Source organism: Arsenophonus sp. ENCA (assembly GCF_002287155.1).
Classification (GTDB): Bacteria; Pseudomonadota; Gammaproteobacteria; order Enterobacterales; family Enterobacteriaceae; genus Arsenophonus; species Arsenophonus nilaparvatae.
The window spans coordinates 13,657-31,647 of sequence record NZ_NHNG01000667.1; the positions used below are offsets into that span (position 1 = coordinate 13,657).

General features: G+C 36.5%; 15 protein-coding genes and 3 pseudogenes. 3 read left to right on the forward strand and 15 right to left on the reverse strand.

Annotation, left to right across the window (positions count from 1 at the left end):
• Nucleotides 1–6: 6 nt before the first annotated feature.
• Both ubiC and pgi read right to left on the reverse strand, forming a co-directional pair.
• The gene (gene ubiC / locus CBG25_RS17475; RefSeq protein ID WP_290608253.1) at nucleotides 7–537 is read right to left on the reverse strand and encodes a chorismate lyase; all 531 of its coding nucleotides are present in this window, start codon (nucleotides 535–537) and stop codon (nucleotides 7–9) included.
• Nucleotides 538–749: 212 nt separating this feature from the next.
• Entirely contained in the window at nucleotides 750–2,399 is a 1,650-nt protein-coding gene (gene pgi / locus CBG25_RS17480) for a glucose-6-phosphate isomerase (protein ID WP_290608255.1), read from the reverse strand.
• 267 nt (nucleotides 2,400–2,666) lie between these two features.
• Here pgi and CBG25_RS17485 point away from each other — a divergent pair, with 267 nt between their 5' ends.
• A complete protein-coding gene (locus CBG25_RS17485) occupies nucleotides 2,667–2,990 on the forward strand; it encodes a hypothetical protein (RefSeq protein WP_290608257.1) in 324 nt (107 codons plus the stop codon).
• A gap of 143 nt (nucleotides 2,991–3,133) precedes the next feature.
• Here CBG25_RS17485 and wzyE read toward each other — a convergent pair.
• The 8 genes and pseudogenes from wzyE to wecC all read right to left on the reverse strand — a co-directional run.
• A pseudogene (wzyE, locus tag CBG25_RS17490) lies at nucleotides 3,134–4,264 on the reverse strand (ECA oligosaccharide polymerase); the annotation flags it as partial.
• Nucleotides 4,264–5,346, reverse strand: a complete 1,083-nt coding sequence (locus tag CBG25_RS17495) for a TDP-N-acetylfucosamine:lipid II N-acetylfucosaminyltransferase (RefSeq protein WP_290608259.1) — start codon at nucleotides 5,344–5,346, stop codon at nucleotides 4,264–4,266. The pseudogene wzyE and the gene CBG25_RS17495, both read right to left, overlap by 1 nt.
• A complete protein-coding gene (gene wzxE / locus CBG25_RS17500) occupies nucleotides 5,343–6,593 on the reverse strand; it encodes a lipid III flippase WzxE (RefSeq protein WP_290608261.1) in 1,251 nt (416 codons plus the stop codon). Before wzxE ends, CBG25_RS17495 begins: the two co-directional genes overlap by 4 nt.
• A 1-nt stretch (nucleotide 6,594) precedes the next feature.
• Nucleotides 6,595–7,725 carry a dTDP-4-amino-4,6-dideoxygalactose transaminase gene (gene rffA, locus CBG25_RS17505; RefSeq protein ID WP_290608280.1) on the reverse strand — a complete coding sequence of 377 codons (1,131 nt, stop codon included), beginning with the start codon at nucleotides 7,723–7,725 and terminating at the stop codon, nucleotides 6,595–6,597.
• Nucleotides 7,712–8,434, reverse strand: a complete 723-nt coding sequence (gene rffC / locus CBG25_RS17510) for a dTDP-4-amino-4,6-dideoxy-D-galactose acyltransferase (protein ID WP_290608263.1) — start codon at nucleotides 8,432–8,434, stop codon at nucleotides 7,712–7,714. Before rffC ends, rffA begins: the two co-directional genes overlap by 14 nt.
• The gene (gene rfbA / locus CBG25_RS17515) at nucleotides 8,412–9,293 is read right to left on the reverse strand and encodes a glucose-1-phosphate thymidylyltransferase RfbA (protein WP_290608265.1); all 882 of its coding nucleotides are present in this window, start codon (nucleotides 9,291–9,293) and stop codon (nucleotides 8,412–8,414) included. Before rfbA ends, rffC begins: the two co-directional genes overlap by 23 nt.
• Nucleotides 9,294–9,309: 16 nt before the next feature.
• Nucleotides 9,310–10,380 carry a dTDP-glucose 4,6-dehydratase gene (gene rffG / locus CBG25_RS17520; RefSeq protein WP_290608267.1) on the reverse strand — a complete coding sequence of 357 codons (1,071 nt, stop codon included), beginning with the start codon at nucleotides 10,378–10,380 and terminating at the stop codon, nucleotides 9,310–9,312.
• A pseudogene (gene wecC / locus CBG25_RS17525) lies at nucleotides 10,377–11,372 on the reverse strand (UDP-N-acetyl-D-mannosamine dehydrogenase); the annotation flags it as partial. The pseudogene wecC and the gene rffG, both read right to left, overlap by 4 nt.
• 221 nt (nucleotides 11,373–11,593) lie before the next feature.
• On the opposite strand from wecC, the gene CBG25_RS17530 reads away from it, so the two are divergent.
• A complete protein-coding gene (locus tag CBG25_RS17530; RefSeq protein ID WP_290608269.1) occupies nucleotides 11,594–12,034 on the forward strand; it encodes a transposase in 441 nt (146 codons plus the stop codon).
• Nucleotides 12,035–12,193: 159 nt separating this feature from the next.
• Nucleotides 12,194–13,218 (forward strand): annotated as a pseudogene (locus CBG25_RS17535) (cytosine permease); the annotation flags it as partial.
• A gap of 100 nt (nucleotides 13,219–13,318) precedes the next feature.
• On the opposite strand, the gene CBG25_RS17540 reads toward CBG25_RS17535, so the two are convergent.
• The 5 genes from CBG25_RS17540 to CBG25_RS17560 form a co-directional block, all read right to left on the reverse strand.
• Nucleotides 13,319–13,744, reverse strand: a complete 426-nt coding sequence (locus CBG25_RS17540; RefSeq protein ID WP_290608271.1) for a GNAT family N-acetyltransferase — start codon at nucleotides 13,742–13,744, stop codon at nucleotides 13,319–13,321.
• Nucleotides 13,745–14,660: 916 nt separating this feature from the next.
• Nucleotides 14,661–15,002 (reverse strand): energy transducer TonB, encoded by a 342-nt coding sequence (locus CBG25_RS17545; RefSeq protein ID WP_290608273.1) that lies wholly within the window; start codon nucleotides 15,000–15,002, stop codon nucleotides 14,661–14,663.
• A 122-nt stretch (nucleotides 15,003–15,124) separates the two neighbouring features.
• The gene (locus CBG25_RS17550; protein ID WP_290608275.1) at nucleotides 15,125–15,406 is read right to left on the reverse strand and encodes a hypothetical protein; all 282 of its coding nucleotides are present in this window, start codon (nucleotides 15,404–15,406) and stop codon (nucleotides 15,125–15,127) included.
• 57 nt (nucleotides 15,407–15,463) lie between these two features.
• Complete coding sequence (locus tag CBG25_RS17555) at nucleotides 15,464–16,780, reverse strand: TonB-dependent receptor (RefSeq protein WP_290608276.1); 1,317 nt, start codon at nucleotides 16,778–16,780, stop codon at nucleotides 15,464–15,466.
• Nucleotides 16,781–16,809: 29 nt separating this feature from the next.
• Nucleotides 16,810–17,868: a hypothetical protein gene (locus CBG25_RS17560; protein ID WP_290608277.1), complete on the reverse strand. Its 1,059-nt coding sequence runs from the start codon at nucleotides 17,866–17,868 to the stop codon at nucleotides 16,810–16,812.
• Nucleotides 17,869–17,991: the final 123 nt, after the last annotated feature.

Consider the following 17,991-nt stretch of genomic DNA (forward strand, 5'->3'; position numbering starts at 1 on the left):
TCCCTATTATTTTGTATAGATAGGTGAATCTGGCAAAAAAAGTTCTGTTAATAATAAAGGTTTAGCCGATAATCTTAACAATGAACGCCTTACCCAACAATTATTCTGTATACCTAGATTAATATAATCACGAGTCAAATTATTTCCACTAAATAGGTATTTTCCCAATGGCACACTGCCTAAATTTATTAGCTCACTTTCAGGGCCAGTTAATGTCTCTTCTGGAATAACCGTCCGCCCATATAACCATGGACAACCATCGCCCAAAAGCACCACTTCACGTAACCAATAGCGTTGACTATTAGGCAAAAGTTTAGCTTCTTCGTCCTGACTATCTAACAGAATAAAACCTTCTTGATACAGTTTTACGGTGACTTGCTGGCAATAACGCGCAAGACGCTGAGTCATTGAACCTAATTCGGTTAACCAATTATATATTGGATTCAGTACGGTAACTTCTTGCGTCGAAAACCAATGAATCGGTTGATTGCAGAAAAGTGACTGATTGATATGGCTTATCTTTACAGTTACGCCCATAGAATACTTCTCTCACTCTATCTTGAGATTTAAAATACAAGATAGCATGCTAATAATGAATGGAATGATAGGATCTGCTAATTTATATAAAAAGTTATCTCTGATTGCAAAATTTTTATTAATTTTGCAATCTTTATATTAGCAAGAAGTGATCTATCTGGCAGGTTATTCATTGTCACCAAAACCTGCTGTTACAAGCTTTGATGATAAAATTATTGTCGCCAGCTTTTAAAACAATTAATCAAGCCATTGGTAGAGGTGTCATGGCTGTTAATTTGATCTTCAGTTGCCAGCTCGGGCAGAATGCGACCAGCTAATTGCTTACCAAGCTCGACCCCCCATTGGTCAAAACTAAAAATATTCAATATAGCACCTTGCACAAAAATCTTGTGTTCATACATCGCAATCAAAACGCCTAGCGTATATGGCGTAATTTGATCAACAAGGATAGAGTTAGTTGGGCGATTACCTTGGAAAACTTTATAAAGTGCCACATTAGCCATTTTAGCCGGATCTTGACCTGCCGCTTTAAATTCTTCGTCCACTTTAAGCCGATTTTTACCAAATGCTAACGCTTCTGTTTGGGCAAAAAAATTAGACATTAATTTATTATGATGATCACTTAATGGATTATGACTTATCGCTGGTGCAATGAAATCACAGGGGATAAGTTTGGTACCCTGATGGATTAATTGATAAAATGCATGCTGACCATTAGTACCTGGTTCACCCCAAATAATGGGCCCAGTTTGATAATTCACTTTTTCGCCATTACGATCAATATACTTACCATTTGATTCCATGTTGCCTTGTTGAAAGTAAGCCGCAAATCGATGTAAATATTGATCATAAGGTAAAATGGCTTCAGTCTCAGTAGCAAAAAAATTATTATACCAAATCCCGATTAACGCCAATATCACCGGAATATTATGCTCAAAAGGTGTCTGTGCAAAATGTTGATCCATTGCATGAGCACCACTGAGTAATTGTTCAAAATTATTAAATCCGATGGATAAAACAATCGACAGGCCAATAGCGGACCACAATGAATAACGACCGCCAACCCAATCCCAGAATTCGAACATATTTTGTGTATCGATGCCAAATTTGTCCACTTGTTGCTCATTGGTTGATAAAGCGACAAAATGTTTGGCGATCTGTGTTTCATCCGCGGCAGCAGCTAAAAACCATTTTCTGGCTGTGTGGGCATTAGTCATTGTCTCCTGGGTGATAAAAGTTTTAGAGGCAATCAAAAATAATGTTGTTTCAGGTTTAATTTTTTGCAATGTTTCAGCAATATGGCTGCCATCTATATTGGAAACAAAATGCATATTTAAATGGTTTTTGTAAGGCCTGAGTGCTTCGGTTACCATATATGGCCCAAGATCAGAGCCTCCAATACCAATATTAACAACATCTGTTATTGCCTCACCGGTATAACCTTTCCAATCACCATTAATGACTCGCTCACTGAAACAACGCATTTTGTCTAGCACAGCATTAACTTGTGGCATAATATCAACATCATCAAGCTTTATCGGGCTATTGCTACGATTACGTAAAGCAATATGCAAAACAGCTCTATCTTCTGTTTTATTAATTTTCTCTCCAGAAAACATGCTGTTAATTGCGGCACTTAGCTCTGTCTCTTTTGCTAAATCTAATAATTTAAGCAAGGTATTTTTAGTTATTCGATTTTTAGAAAAATCAACCAAGATCTGTTCATTAAAAGTGAGTGAAAAATTAGCAAAACGATCAGCATCATTAGCAAAAAGATCACGCAGATGGATATCTTTTACTGATTGATAATGTTGTTCTAATTCGTGCCATGCTGCTGTTAGACTTGGATTAATGTTTTCCATTGAAATACTCTCTATCTTTCTTCAACTCAGATTTACAACTACCAATGATTGGATAGTAACTCATTCTCCCCACCAATTTAACTTCTTTTAATGCCTTCCACTGGTCAATTTAATCGTATCTGTTCAATTGATCGAATATTGATAAAATTGATAATTTTTTGGTAATTATAAAAATTATTGATTTCGCTAAAAATAAATTGACCTTCATACAATAACTCGATAATGGTAGATTAATTGTTCGCCTTTCAAATACATGGAGATAGTATTATGAGTGCAGTTTCTACCGCCTCTGCAAATAAAAAATTTCATATTGCCAAATTTGGTGGCACCAGTGTCGCTAATTTTGAGACCATGTATAAAAGCGCAGATATCGTTATTGCTAATAAAAATGTGCGAATTGTTGTGCTTTCAGCTTCATCAAGCATTACCAATCTGCTGATCAAACTTACTGAGACGTGTAATGACAATAGACGTAAGGCGCTATTAAAACAAATTCGTCAGCACCAATACACGATAATCAATTGTCTAGACAACCCTCTTAGCATTCAACCAATAATTGCACGAGTTTCGCACAGGCATATAAAATTCTAAAAATGGCTTAAAAGCAATGATTAATCTGCAAGTTACTAAAAAACATAAATTTTCTTAAATTACAATAAGTTGTATTTGATTTATAAGGTTTTGACTATTTATATATCATGCTGAATTAAACTTAAAAATAGAGCGTTTTTTTATTGGTGCGAAACTCGTGTCTTACTTTTTTCATAAAGACAATCAAACCATTTAATAATCAAGCCAACGCCAATTGCACCGATAGGAATAAAAATAACCCCACCCATAATTACTAAAGAGCCAATTAATGTGGGCGATATAGCTAAACCAGAGTGATTATCAAGCACTTGCCAGGTAAAATAATTAGCTGAATTCAATACCGTATCAGGTCGTTCAGGCCATAGCCAAGTGGGAATAAAAACATAAAAATCACGTACAATAGGCGCTAATCCTTGGAATTCGATTTTGTCATAATTATCTAATAACAGAGCCAAATTTTCCCATGGCGAAAAGGTATCACGCGTTAAATAGAGAAAAGTATAAAAAGCTTCCGCACCACTAACATCTAATCCATAACGCTTTAATGCTAACCAAAACATACCAATAATGCTAATAACACCAGCGATAATTAGCATCCATAAATTAATCCAGCCACGGACGATGCCGATAAATAGGAAAAGCGCAAAGGCGATAATAATATTAGCCCGTGTTCCACCTACAACCAAATAAGTGAGTACCCCAAAAGCAACTGTGCTAAAGAGAAAAAATAACCAGCGATACTGGGTCGGCTTTAAAAAATAGACAATTAACATTGCCGGAATGAAAAAATAAAAAAAACGTTTTAATGCTACACTTGAAACTTCACTAGAAAAAATCTGACTATAAGACTGTAAACGAAACAGTAAAAAACCATTTTGTAAGAAAAATATTGCTACTGTCACTATAGCAATGAGCATCAACAAGAGACAAGTTAGCCGCGTTTCTACCCCATTCATAGTGAATAACGACTGTTCAGATTGTTGGACACCCGTTCGCAAGCGGGTTTTGTAAGCGATATAATAAACAATATAAAAACTGATAGATGATAGCAGCGCATTCAATAATGCATTGGTTGATACCACATTAACATCAAATTGAAAAACAAGTAATCCCGTTAATGGAAAACCAAAGTAGAACGTTAATAAATAAAGTAGAGAGAAAAAGATATTAAAATTGAAGCGTACTCGTCGAAATTCACGATATGTTAGTGCCAAAATTAATATCAGAGAGATAAAATAGACAATCGATAGGCCACCAAATTCCATCATAGTCATTACTGCTCTCCTATCGATGTTAATGCAGCTTGCCATCCTTTAATAAAATTAGGGTTGAAAAAAGCTATTTGGCTTCTATCCGTTAACATCATTTTCTGTCGCAGGGTATCCAGTTGCCGTTCATCTAATTGATCATCATAAAATAGAAAAGGTACAGACTGCTCAATAAGATCCTGCCAAAAGTAATTTTGCCGGCTAATAATAAAAGGAATGCCAAACTGAATTAATAAGCACAATGTGCCTATACCTTGCTGTCGTTTGAAAATAAAGTAACCTAAATCACAACAACGCAGTAAAGTGAGATAATCATCAAAAGCCATTTTTTCCTTAATAATTGTCACTTCTCCATTAGGAAAATAATTTTCGGCCGCTTGGGCAACTTCGGCAATATATATTTGATTATTAGCGGGATATCCCATATGAACAAAAATTTCGACCAGCTGTGAAGCAAACTGCTTTTTAATAGCCTGCAACGCTTCAATATGTCGATTGGATTTATCACCTGAGTTACCAACCAAAATTGTCACTTTATCCGTTTGATTAATCAATTTTTCATAGACGGTTAAGGCTGGATCCATTTTGGTTGGAAAATAGAGTAGTGATGTTGGTATAGTTGGATTTAACTGAGAAAAATAATTTAAATCGCCTCGGGTAGCAAAAACATGCCCTACCCGTTTAAATGCCAAACGCCGAAAATAATAAAATAATTTAAATTTCAATGCAGCTGAGTCTTCATAGAGATCAGCTCCCCAAATATGCCATAAAAATTGTTGTCGACGGATCATGCCAAAAAATAATGCCAACCAAATTGATACATTAAATTGACCATGAAAAAAGAATTGGCAATTTCTATCTGCTTTTGCTTGCATAGCGATAACTTTAGCAATCGCTTTTTTATTATCAAATTGGTTAATGTGTAGTCGTGGATAACGTGATGCTAGAGTGAGGTCACGGCTAACAACCATAAACTGTCTTTTTTCTGGTGATGGTATTGACGAAAATAAAACATCATTAAAAAATGCTAACACTGTCTGGTTATGATGTGGGATATCAGAGCCTAATACATGGATTAAGGTTTTCATGTGCGCCTGCGGTAAAGATAAAATATGCCACTACAAAGCATAAAATAAACAATATAAGTTGCCATATAAGCCTGGGCAGCACCTAACGCGCCGTAAGCTGTTATTAACCAATAAGCAAACCCTGTTAACAGCGCAAATTGAGTCACCTCCGTTAAAATGTAAAACCGTAATGCGGCCTTAGCAATAACTAAATAACCAAATACATAAGCGCCTACTTTCAATACATCACCAATCAACTGCCAAGCAAAGAGATCGCGCATTGCAATAAACTTATCGGAAAAAAGCAGCCAAATTGCCAGATCTCGTAATAGCCATACGGTAAAACTGGCGAACGCAACCGCCGGTAAAACAAACTTCAAAGCTTTAAAAATTTCTGTACTAATCTCATCTCTATGCTGCAACTTAGCTAAAGTTGGCAATAAATAAACGGTAAAAGATGCGGTAATAAACTGTAAATAAGCATCTGAAATACTACTCACTGCCTGCCAAATACCTACTTCATCCCAACTATAACGCTCAGCCAATAAATTTCTCATCATAATATAAGCAACCGGCAACGTGACTGAGGTTATTAACGCCATTAAGGTGAATTTAGCTAAGTGATGACCAATGGTACTATTCCACTTTGGTTTAAAATATGACCAATTCAGCTGTTTATGACGTAGGATCATGATCGCGGCTGGTACAACAATTAATGCAGGAACTAAAGCCAATCCTATTAGCGCCCCTTGATAACCATTTAATCTAAAACAAAAATAGTAAGCAATCACGCCTGCTATGCTACCGACGATAATCGATAGTGCATTACCTTTCGCATCACGGTAACCTTTTAGTATCGCCAAAAAGTAATTCGCATAAGCGATGCCCATTTGTATCAATCCTAAGGCACAAATAACCATTTGATAATGGGTATGACCAAATAGTGCCAGACTGATAAATGAGCTAAATAGTAAAAAAATAAGCGCTAATAAGGTTGAAAAACCCAAAATAATTAATGATGAGGTACCTAATACAGTGCCTAGTTTTATTGGTATCTCATGATATTCAGCGACATATTTAGTTACGCCATTGAAGATCCCTGCACCAGACAAAACACCAAGTACAGTAATTAGTTGACGGAAATTTCCCGCCTGACCAACACCGCTTGGACCAAAAGAGACTGCCAATAATTTGATAACAACTAACCCTGCCCCAATTTTTATTAAGGTTGAAATAGCTGTCCAAACAGACGCTTTAGCTAATGACATATTAAGCAAAAAAACATTGGATTTGATTGATCACTTGTTGCTGCTCTTCATCGGTAAGATTATAAAACATCGGTAAACGAACTAAACGATCACTTTCCTTCGTCGTATAACAATCATCACCATGAAAACGGCCAAATTTATGACCTGCTGGACTAGAGTGTAAAGCAACATAATGAAATACTGACAAAATATTTGCTGCTTGCATATGCTTATTAAATGCGGTTCTATGTTCAATATCTTTTAATTTGATATAGAACATATGGGCATTATGTTCTAGATCTGCCGGTATAACCGCCAAATCTAATTTACCTACTTCAGCGAAAGGTTTAAGCGCCTGATAATAGTTTTTCCATAACGCTAGCCTACGCTGATTAATTTTATTCGCTTGCTCCAATTGCGCCCATAAATAAGACGCTTGTAGATCTGACATTAAGTAACTAGAACCAATGTCTCGCCAAGTATATTTATCAACTTGGCCACGGAAAAATTGACTACGATCCGTGCCTTTTTCCCGCACAATTTCTGCTCGCTCGATAAATGACGGTTCATTAATCAGTATCGCTCCCCCTTCACCACCGGAAGAGTAATTTTTTGTTTCATGAAAACTATAACAACCAATATGCCCTATCGTTCCAAGCGCTTTTCCCTTATAAGTGGACATAACACCTTGAGCCGCGTCTTCAATAACATAAAGATGGTGTTTTTCTGCCAATGCCATAATGGTATCCATCTCACAAGCCACACCAGCATAGTGAACAGGGACAATAGCGCGAGTTTTGGCCGTGATCGCCGCTTCAATTTTAGTCTCATCCATATTGATGGTATCAGGACGTATATCGATAAAGACAATCGTTGCGCCCCTTAGCACAAAAGCATTAGCAGTAGAAACAAAGGTAAAACTTGGCATAATGACTTCATCGCCAGGTTTAATATCAAGCAAAATCGCCGCCATTTCCAAAGAGGCGGTACAAGAAGGTGTCAACAGCACTTTCGGACAGTGGAAATGCTTTTCCATCCACTCTTCACAACGCTGAGTAAAGTGCCCATCACCACATAATTTGCCACTCTGCATGGCTTCTTGCATGTAACTTAATTCAGTACCAATAACCGGTGGTTTATTAAATGGGATCATGTCGTCCTCGATATAACCAATAAGCTGTGCTTTCAATTTGTGCACCCATTTGTGAATAGAGACGCATAGCGAAAATATTGCTGATTTGAGTCGCTATCCTTAATCGCTCTACCCCTTGCTGCTCACACCATTGACAGGCGGCTGCTAGTAATTGTTTACCAACCCCTTTGCCTTGATGAGCTGGAGCGGTGGCTAATAAACCAATACGCGCCTCTTTTTCAGTTGGCAGTTTCCTTATGGTAACAAAGCCTTGAATATTTCCTAGCTTATCGTTAACTAATAAACAAAGATCATCAAAAGTACCCTTAACTGCTTTTTCAAGCCAAACAGAATAAAAACGGGCATTATCTGTTAATCGATACCAGGGCGGGCGAAAACGACTATATGAAAAAGCCTTAGCCGCAATACTTTTCAATATTTCAATATCCTGTTCAGTCGCCACAGCTAGATCTAAACTGTGATTTTTTGCCCTACTGGCAATATTTAGACAAAAATCGATTTCACCTTCTACCAGCCAAAAACCCATCGCCAATATTGCATCAATCAGTTTAGTATCAGCGGTAGCAATTTTAGCTTGCACAATATCGTAGTCAGCTAGTTGATCTAATGAGACAATTGGCGCATCGGGTGCAAAATGTAACTTGGCCGTTTTACGCTTAAAGAAATCACTTTCCCAACTGAGTATTTCAATATTGGCGTGGATAGACATGCAGCAAATCCTGTAAATATTGCCCATAACCGGTTTTCGCCAGTTTTTCCGCTGATTTTCGAACCTGTTCATCCGTCAACCAACCGTTACGCCATGAGATTTCTTCCAGACAAGCGATTTTAAATCCCTGCCTTTTCTCAACGGTTTGCACAAACATACTCGCTTCAATCAAACTGTCATGGGTGCCAGTATCTAACCAGGCAAATCCGCGGCCTAACAGCTCAACATTTAGCTCTCCACGCTCAAGATACATTTGATTCAGACAGGTGATCTCAAGTTCTCCACGTAGCGAAGGTTTAATTTGTTTAGCAAAGTCAATTACTTGATTATCATAAAAATAGAGGCCAGTAACCGCCCAGTTAGATTTAGGTTGCTGAAGTTTTTCTTCAATAGACAGTACTTTGAACTTTTCATCAAATTCAACTACGCCAAAACGTTCAGGATCCATCACCTGATACGCAAAAATTGTTGCTCCCGACTGACGAGCCACCACAGATTTCAATTTATCGCTAAAAGCCTGCCCAAAATAAATATTGTCACCTAATATCAAACAGCAAGCATCATCACCTATAAAACTTTCACCGATCAAAAACGCCTGCGCTAATCCGTCCGGCGAAGGTTGTACGGCATAACTGAAATGAACACCGAAGGCATCACCATCACCAAGTAACCGTTGATAATTAGGCAGATCTTCAGGAGTGGAAATAACCAATATTTCTCGGATACCTGCCAACATCAGTACCGAAAGCGGATAGTAAATCATCGGCTTATCATAAATAGGTAACAGTTGTTTAGAAACTCCTCGTGTAATAGGGTACAAACGAGTTCCAGAGCCACCAGCCAAAACAATGCCTTTCATCACCTCTCCTCGTTTCCTATTTTGTCGCGATGCCTAGACGTTCACCTGCATATGAACCATCTTGCACATGGCGCCACCAGGTTTCATTGTTCAAATACCATTCAACGGTTTTACGAATACCTGATTCAAAGGTCTCTTGTGGCTTCCATCCTAACTCTTGTTCTATCTTGCTAGCATCAATAGCATAACGGACATCATGGCCTGGACGATCCGCGACATAGGTAATTAAATCACAATAGTGAGCCACGCCTTCAGGCTTAACCGGGCGTAACTCTTCCAGCAAGCAGCAAATTGTCTTTACTACATCAATATTTTTACGTTCATTATGGCCACCAATATTATAAGTTTTACCCGCATCGGCTTGACTGATGACTAAGTGTAATGCACGGGCATGATCTTCAACATATAGCCAATCACGTATCTGTTCACCTTGACCATAAACAGGTAGTGATTTACCAGCTATGGCGTTCAAGATCATCAAAGGAATTAATTTTTCAGGAAAGTGATAAGGGCCATAATTATTTGAGCAATTGGTCACCAAGGTCGGTAAGCCATAAGTACGCTGCCAGGCTCTAACTAAATGGTCACTGGAAGCCTTCGAAGCTGAGTAAGGGCTACTTGGTGCATAAGGGGTTGTTTCGGTAAATAGCCCCTCAGTGGTATGCAGATCGCCATAAACTTCATCGGTAGAAATATGATGGAAACGAAATGACTGTTTTTTCTGCGGGTTCAAATGATTCCAATAATTGCGAGCAGCCTCCAATAAAAGATAAGTACCGACAATATTGGTTTCGATAAAGGCGGCTGGCCCATCGATCGAGCGATCAACATGACTTTCTGCCGCTAAATGCATAATGACATCAGGTTGATATTGCTGAAAAATTTTATCAATTGCCGGTCGATCACAAATATTTATTTGGGCAAATGCATAGCGAGGACTTTCTCTCACTGACGCTAACGATTCCAGATTACCAGCATAAGTCAAATTATCAACCACTAGCACACTATCGTTAGTATGCTCAATGATATAACGAACAACTTCCGAACCAATAAATCCAGCCCCACCAGTAATTAAAATACGTTTCAACGCCAAACTCCTTTGGTATCAACTACCCATTTTTGTCGGATTTGTTCACCATTAATCGCCTTAAATTGTTTATGATCAACCAGTAACAAAATAATATCTGCATTAGCAACAGCAACTTCAGTAGAGACCAATTGACAAAGACCTTTCAGTGCATTTGGCAATTCATTAATATTAGGTTCTACTACATAAGTGGTACCAGTATGCCAGTATGCAATCATTTTAGTGATTTGCATAGCGGGGCTTTCTCGTAAATCATCAATATCCGGTTTAAAGGCTAAACCGAAACAGGCAATTTTAATTTCATTTGCCCGTTTGCCTGTTTCAGTTAAACAATCAGCTAATACTGTCTTGACCTGATCGACCACCCAAATTGGCTTGCTGTCATTAACCAAACGGGCTGTCTGGATCAAACGAGATTGCTTTGGATTTTGAGCAACAATGAACCAAGGATCGACTGCAATGCAATGGCCTCCAACACCTGGGCCTGGCTGTAAAATATTGACCCGCGGGTGACGATTGGCCAAATTAATCAACTCCCAAACATTAATCCCTTGTTCTGCGCAAATAAAAGAGAGTTCATTGGCAAAAGCAATATTTACATCGCGAAAACTATTTTCTGTCAATTTACACATTTCTGCCGTTTTGGCATTGGTGATCACACATTCACCGGTAAGGAAAATACGATATAACTCACTGGCTCGTTGGGATGATTTCATCGTCATGCCGCCGATTACCCGATCATTTTTGATCAGCTCAACCATGACTTTGCCCGGTAAAACCCGCTCAGGGCAATAAGCAATATCAATATCTGAGTTTTCACCCTGTTGCTGTGGAAATGTCAGATCAGATCGCATAGCTGCTAGCCGCTGTGCCATTTGCTCAGTCGCTCCAGTTGGCGAGGTAGACTCTAGAATAATCAAATCGCCTTTTTTCAATAATGGCGCTATTGATTCTGCCGCTGCCATGACATAAGAGATATCAGGCTGATGATCACACGAGTTTCGCACAGGCATATAAAATTCTAAAAATGGCTTAAAAGCAATGATTAATCTGCAAGTTACTAAAAAACATAAATTTTCTTAAATTACAATAAGTTGTATTTGATTTATAAGGTTTTGACTATTTATATATCATGCTGAATTAAACTTAAAAATAGAGCGTTTTTTTATTGGTGCGAAACTCGTGTTATCTGTTTTTCATGAGAGAATTTACCATGATCAAAACCTCAGTGGGTATTGATGTCGCTAAATTAAAATTCGATGTTGCAGTATGGGTTGAGAGAAAAAAATATAAAACAAAGGTGTTTTCAAATACTTCATCTGGATTTGCCCAGTTGCTAAAGTGGTTGTCTGTTTACGGAGATTGTCATATTTGTCTCGAATCGACAGGGATTTATAGTTTTCCACTGGCTATGTTTCTGGTTGATAATGGTATTGATGTCAGCATAGAAAACCCATCACGTATCCATTCATTTGGTGAAAGTGAACTGAGTCGGAATAAAACGGATAAAGGGGATGCAAAAATGATAGCACGCTATTGCGCCCTGCATACGCCAAGCCTCTGGACTCCGCCTCCATTGAGTGAACGTCAATTAACCGCTCTGGTGCGACATCTAAATAATTCACGAGTTTCGCACAGGCATATAAAATTCTAAAAATGGCTTAAAAGCAATGATTAATCTGCAAGTTACTAAAAAACATAAATTTTCTTAAATTACAATAAGTTGTATTTGATTTATAAGGTTTTGACTATTTATATATCATGCTGAATTAAACTTAAAAATAGAGCGTTTTTTTATTGGTGCGAAACTCGTGTTTTAGCTAGATGGTGTGGCTTTGGGCGCATTGGATCAATTTTGGTCAGTCTTACAATAGCCATTAGCTTGATAGGTTGGTTTGGGGTACAAAATGCAGTTTTTGCTAAAGGGCTTAATTATGCATTAGGTCATAAATTGGGTTTTGAATGGTCAGCAATGTTATCCGGTTTATTTTTGACGATCCTAGTTGCTTTTGGTTTTAAAGCGCTACGATTTACTGCTTGGATTGCGGTTCCTTTTTTTGTCATCGTGATTTTATTTATTTCGGCAGGAATTCTTGAACATCATAATAGCATGGATTTGATTCAGTCAGTTCCTGGCGGTGAAACAATAACACTGTCTTCTGCAATCACATTAATCATGGGAGGATGTATCGTTGCCACGCTTATTACACCAGATATGAGTCGATATTCAAAAAATAGCCGTCAGGTATTTTGGATGGTTATGGTATCAATTATTCTTGGCGAATTTGTCATTAATGGGCTGGCTATATTATTAGCCAGGGCATTAAATACGGCAGATGTCGTAACCATTATGACGCAAGCGGCTGGTGGTATTGGCTTGTTAGTGGTTATCTTCTCTACTTTACGTGTAAATGATATTAATCTTTATTCATCGTCATTAAGTATTGCCAATTCAATTTCAGTATTGACCGGCAAAAAAGTTAATTACACTATTATCACTTTAGCCATAGGTATCATTGGTACAACTCTTTCTGTTTTGGGTATTTTAGACAGATTTGTTGGTTTTTTGACCATCCTTGGTGTCGTCTTTCCGCCGATAGTTGGTGTTATGTTAACGGATTATTTTATTATAAAGACCCATCGAAATATTCTTCAAGAAACGCAACAACTAGAAAAAATTCCAGCCAATAAAGACACACCTTTAATTGGTTGGAATGCTGTTTCGCCTTTATAATAGCCAGTATTATTGGCATAACCGTAGAAGTAGGTATATCAACGATTAATTCTCTACTCGCTGCTTGTATTATTTATGGTTTATTAAGTAAAATTAAGAGATAACTAACGGTGTAACAACGAAAAAATTGTATCAATGGCGACCACTCTTGATGAGCTGGTCGATCCAGAAAAGTAGTTTAAGTTGTTACTATTGCTAACTAATTTAGCATTCATCATTGCTTTTCAGCGACTTTGATAAATAATAGCGGGTATAGCAGTGAGCAAATTTGTCTAAATGGCCATATTCCTTATAGCCTAATTTTTGATAAAAATTAACGGCTTGAAAGTCAAAAGTATCAACATAGGCCATATGACATTTTCTTTTTATGGCTTCATCTTCTGCTTTTTTCATTAAATCTTTTCCAAAACCTTTTTTTCGATAGTTTTCTGCTATCCATAGATATTGGATATCTAAACCACCCGACCATGTTCTGGCAATCAAACCCCCAACAATATTATTATTATCCATTAAAGTCACTCTTAGCGGATGCATATCTACCTTGGTAAAATCGGAATTATGTTTCAACAAACTATCGATGATGGTATTTTCTTCTGCAATATTTTCTTTATCGTTAAGTATAAGTTTCATATTCGTATCATCCTTGTTGTTTACTACCAAAAATGTATTTTTAATTTAATTTTTGTGTCTACCAATTATCTATTCATGTTATAAAGTTTTTTTGTCATGTTTTTTGATTTTTAATAAAAAAATTTATGATTTTAAATTTTTTTATATTTTTAAAATTCATGTTGATTTTTATCTTTCTGCTATTGTGGTAATTTGCTGCCACTAAAATAACTGCTTGATCCTATTAACAGAAAATCATCTGATAATCAAGGTTAATTATTGACCTTTTTTATAACTTATAATTTGTTTACTGTAATTAACAAAAGAAGATATAACTAATTTGTTTTTACTAAAAGTTTAGCAATTTATTATCTGAAAAATTTATAGTTAGTTTAAAGGCTTTTGCCAACACCAGGGTATATTTTTAATTAATTAAATAAATAATGGAGGAAGTAGAAATATGGATATTAATTCTAATAATGTAAATTTATGTTGCAAAAATTAAAACCAAGAATAATCGTTTTTGACGATGAAAAAATATTAATAATAAAATCAAGGAATGTATAGATAACATAAAAGGGATTAATTTATCGATTTTATATCGATACAAGTAATGAAATGCGAATGGGCAAAAGTGGTAAGAATAATCATTGTTATATGATGGTTAAAAGTATGTGATATCTATAAAGTAAATAGTTAAAAACAATAAATTTAGTCTTAATTTCAGTAAGTTAATTGACATCAAAACGCACTTCTTTTCTTGTGGTGCGTTTTATTTTTTTATCTATTAATGATAGAGCATGTTCTATTTGCCTAGTTAACAAGGGCACGGTCGGCCATGGTTAAAATAGATCTCACCTCAATACAATCAGCTACCTCCCTCTTCTTTAGTGCAAAAACAGATTAAAATATAGGTTACTTATTGATAGTATTATGTTTAATTTCTATCTAGTTTGAACTCTAACTCGGTACTCATGGTTGAACTAATATGAATGGGCTTAGGTCCAATAGAACGACTCTTTATAATGGCCATTAGTGCAGCCTTATCAAGGGTATTGAAACCTGAGGAGCGAATGATTTTAGCGTCATATAAGCTACCGTCAGCATTGATATTAAATTGTAATAGTACTCGCCCTCGATGGCGCTGCTTTCTGGCTTGACGGGGATACATTTTATGACGCTCGATTTCTTGTTTGAGTAACGAATAATAGCGTTCACCTTCTTTGTGTTCTCCTACCTTTATTTGAGAAGTATCATTATTTAGAGCCCCTCCTTGCATAGTGGTATTATTGTCTCCGTCTAAATTGACTGCTGGATCAACAGATGGGTTATTGTTCTTATTCTTATTTATTTTCTTCTTGGTTTCTGAAAAGGTTTTATTGTTGGTCTTTTTGACCTCTGTTACTTTTTTTTGTTATTAATTTTTTCTTGTTTTGGGTTAACGGTTAGTACTGGATTTATTGCTGAATCAGGTAAAATAATCGGTAGCTCTTCACTAATAGATTTATTTATCTCTGATGTTGTTTCTATACCGGCGGATATCAATGTAATTGTTGTATTAGGGGAAATGTTATATTGTCTTGATAATGTCTGAGTAGCATTAATCGAAGTCGCAAAGCACAGCCATATTAAAGCAGTATGTAAAATAATCGATAATAGAATATAAGCTAACAGTCTTATCATGGTTTTTTATCTCAATATTTTAGTAGGTTTAATATGGTTGTGTTATTGTTTATTTAATTAAAATGTACTGTTAAAGCTAAGTTTAAATGTTCTTCCTGGAGCGGGCATCATCGAGCGAGTTAACGGATCGAGATAATATTCATCAGTTAAATTGGTCCCGGTTAATTCTATTGACATGTTGTCGTTAATTTTATAATCCACATAGGCATCAATTGTAAAAATTGGATCCCAACGCATTGGATTGTTATTAATGCCTAAATAAGAACTAGATTTAATTCTCATTAAATGTTTTTCATCACGATTTTCTGCTTTACTGTGATAGGTAAATCGACTGCCAATTTTGATTTTTTTATCCCACAAACGAGCACCTAAATTCATATTAAAGGAGTAATTAGGTTGAATTGCGGTACGTAAAAAACCACCTGGAAAACCGCCATCAATACATTCTGGAATGTTGTGTTGATTATAGGGATCTAAAAGATGAGTGGAGTTAAGATCACAAACTTTATTTTTTATATTATAAACATAACTGATATCACTAAAAATGAAACCATTATCATAACGTCCCTGTACTTCAATACCGGATAATAACTGTCTATCCATTTGGGTAAAATTATAGTGCGCATCTCGATCGAATACATTTTCTATGGTGGTATCAAAATAGGTTAATTTAATATCAGCGTGTCTTTCTGTTTTTAATAAATTTGCCAGATTATAGTGGATACCTAATTCTTGTGTTTTAGCACGTTCCGGGTTGATTTTTTCACCAAGAATAATCTTACGCATTCCAGAAAAACCGCCGCTATTTTCAAATAAGCTGGGCATTCTAACTGATTCGGCATAACGAAGATAAACACTTAAATCATCAGTGATGGATACGGCAGCTGAGAGGACCGGGGCAATTCCGTGATCTTTGCGTTTTTTCTCTTTTTGCCATAGCATGTCTGCTGGTGGCTGAATGAAAATTTGATCACCATGATAAACATTGAAAGGATAATGGCGTTTTACGGTTTTGCCAGTTTTAAAATCATTCACTTCTTCATCAAAATTGATTTTACCGTTAAAGAAAGGATTATCCCTTTTATGCAATTTTCCATCGTTAGGGTTATAAAGTAAGGGGGTCGATTTAAATCGATAATCGGTTCCGCTTGGGTTATCGGGTCTTCGCATTCTTCTATCATTATTCATCTCAATACTGTATATTTGGGAGTATTTTTCATTTTGTTCTTTCTTTGCTATATCTAGCCAGCTACGTTGCTTTTTTAATCTATCAATATTGTTTGTTATCGCTATTTTTTGCTGTTCATTAAGTGGATTTTTATTATCGTTTAAAGAGTTATTTAATTGTATTATTTCCCTATCATAAACCTCCATTTCATCACTTTGTTTGTTTATTTGTTTCCTTAAGTTACTGCTATAAACTTGAATGTCATGATCATATTTACTATCCGAGTCATGATCTTGTTGACTATCCGACCGAAAATATTGGACTTGATAATCAGCATGGTGGCCGCTATTTTCATAACCTTTTGCTTTTTGATCCCTTTTTTATTAACCAGATCATCAATTGACCAATAAGTAACATAATTGGCACCGGCTGAGAAAGTTAAGAATTCCACCGGTTGCCAGTCGAATTTAAAAGCCAGTTGATACTCTTGCCGGCGGCCTTCTCTACCAGGATATTGAAACAGCCAAATGTCTACCCCAGCGTAGTCAGCATGGTTAATTAATTTTTCATTTTGAAAGTGGCTGCTCAGAGTAAGATTTAAATTAGGTGTCAGGGTAAATATATTGCTAATATCCAAACCCCAGCGGTTATTCTCACTACTATTATTAGCGGTATTAATTAACCTGCCATCAATAGTGGGATCTTTAATCGCTTTACGATACTTAGATCTGGTGGCAGTATCCCAATTAACATCTCTGTTTATTGGCGCTCTTGGATAGCCGCCGGCACTATTGGTACTTGCATCAGTATGGTTAAACCAGGCACTCATATAAAAATCGAACCATAGACTATCAAGCGGTTGGTATTTAAGGCTGGCGCTACCGGCTTTTTGGTGCACTTGAGCTAAAGGCCATTGCGGAACCATATTGCGATCGACATCAACAAAACCCAGTCGAGATGGCATAATATCACCGAACTCCAGTCGGGAATCGCGATAAGTAAAATTAACTGTTAAATCATCCGCCAGATGCCAATTGTTTTTTAGCAACAGCGATTCCATTATGTTGGAAATGTTAGGCACTTCTTTGCCAGCATGATAAATGTTGGCGACAAAAGGCATATAAGGATCGATTCTGGTATTAAGCGTGTTGCTTAATAGTGAAATAAGGGTGTTTCGGTGATTGAAGTAAATTTTACGCTGTTCTGAGATGGAAATTCCAAAGACCTGCGCTAAGGAGTAAGAAGGTATCATCAATAAACTAGTTGCTGAATAGAGACGTGCATTTTTTGTCACGCTATTGAGAATAAAAAGAGGTTTAACTTAGAGAATAAAGGTTTGAAATGATCAACAAAGAGCGGCTGTTACGAGATAATCGTTTATGTAAAGCAATCATTGGATTATCAGTCGAAGAATTGA

Coding starts and splice junctions, on each gene's coding strand:
- ubiC (WP_290608253.1), bottom strand. CDS start 537: ATGGGCGTAACTGTAAAGATAAGCCATATCAATCAGTCACTTTTCTGC.
- pgi (WP_290608255.1), bottom strand. CDS start 2,399: ATGGAAAACATTAATCCAAGTCTAACAGCAGCATGGCACGAATTAGAA.
- CBG25_RS17485 (WP_290608257.1), top strand. CDS start 2,667: ATGAGTGCAGTTTCTACCGCCTCTGCAAATAAAAAATTTCATATTGCC.
- CBG25_RS17495 (WP_290608259.1), bottom strand. CDS start 5,346: ATGAAAACCTTAATCCATGTATTAGGCTCTGATATCCCACATCATAAC.
- wzxE (WP_290608261.1), bottom strand. CDS start 6,593: ATGTCATTAGCTAAAGCGTCTGTTTGGACAGCTATTTCAACCTTAATA.
- rffA (WP_290608280.1), bottom strand. CDS start 7,725: ATGATCCCATTTAATAAACCACCGGTTATTGGTACTGAATTAAGTTAC.
- rffC (WP_290608263.1), bottom strand. CDS start 8,434: ATGTCTATCCACGCCAATATTGAAATACTCAGTTGGGAAAGTGATTTC.
- rfbA (WP_290608265.1), bottom strand. CDS start 9,293: ATGAAAGGCATTGTTTTGGCTGGTGGCTCTGGAACTCGTTTGTACCCT.
- CBG25_RS17530 (WP_290608269.1), top strand. CDS start 11,594: ATGATCAAAACCTCAGTGGGTATTGATGTCGCTAAATTAAAATTCGAT.
- CBG25_RS17540 (WP_290608271.1), bottom strand. CDS start 13,744: ATGAAACTTATACTTAACGATAAAGAAAATATTGCAGAAGAAAATACC.
- CBG25_RS17545 (WP_290608273.1), bottom strand. CDS start 15,002: ATGCAAGGAGGGGCTCTAAATAATGATACTTCTCAAATAAAGGTAGGA.
- CBG25_RS17550 (WP_290608275.1), bottom strand. CDS start 15,406: ATGATAAGACTGTTAGCTTATATTCTATTATCGATTATTTTACATACT.
- CBG25_RS17555 (WP_290608276.1), bottom strand. CDS start 16,780: ATGGAGGTTTATGATAGGGAAATAATACAATTAAATAACTCTTTAAAC.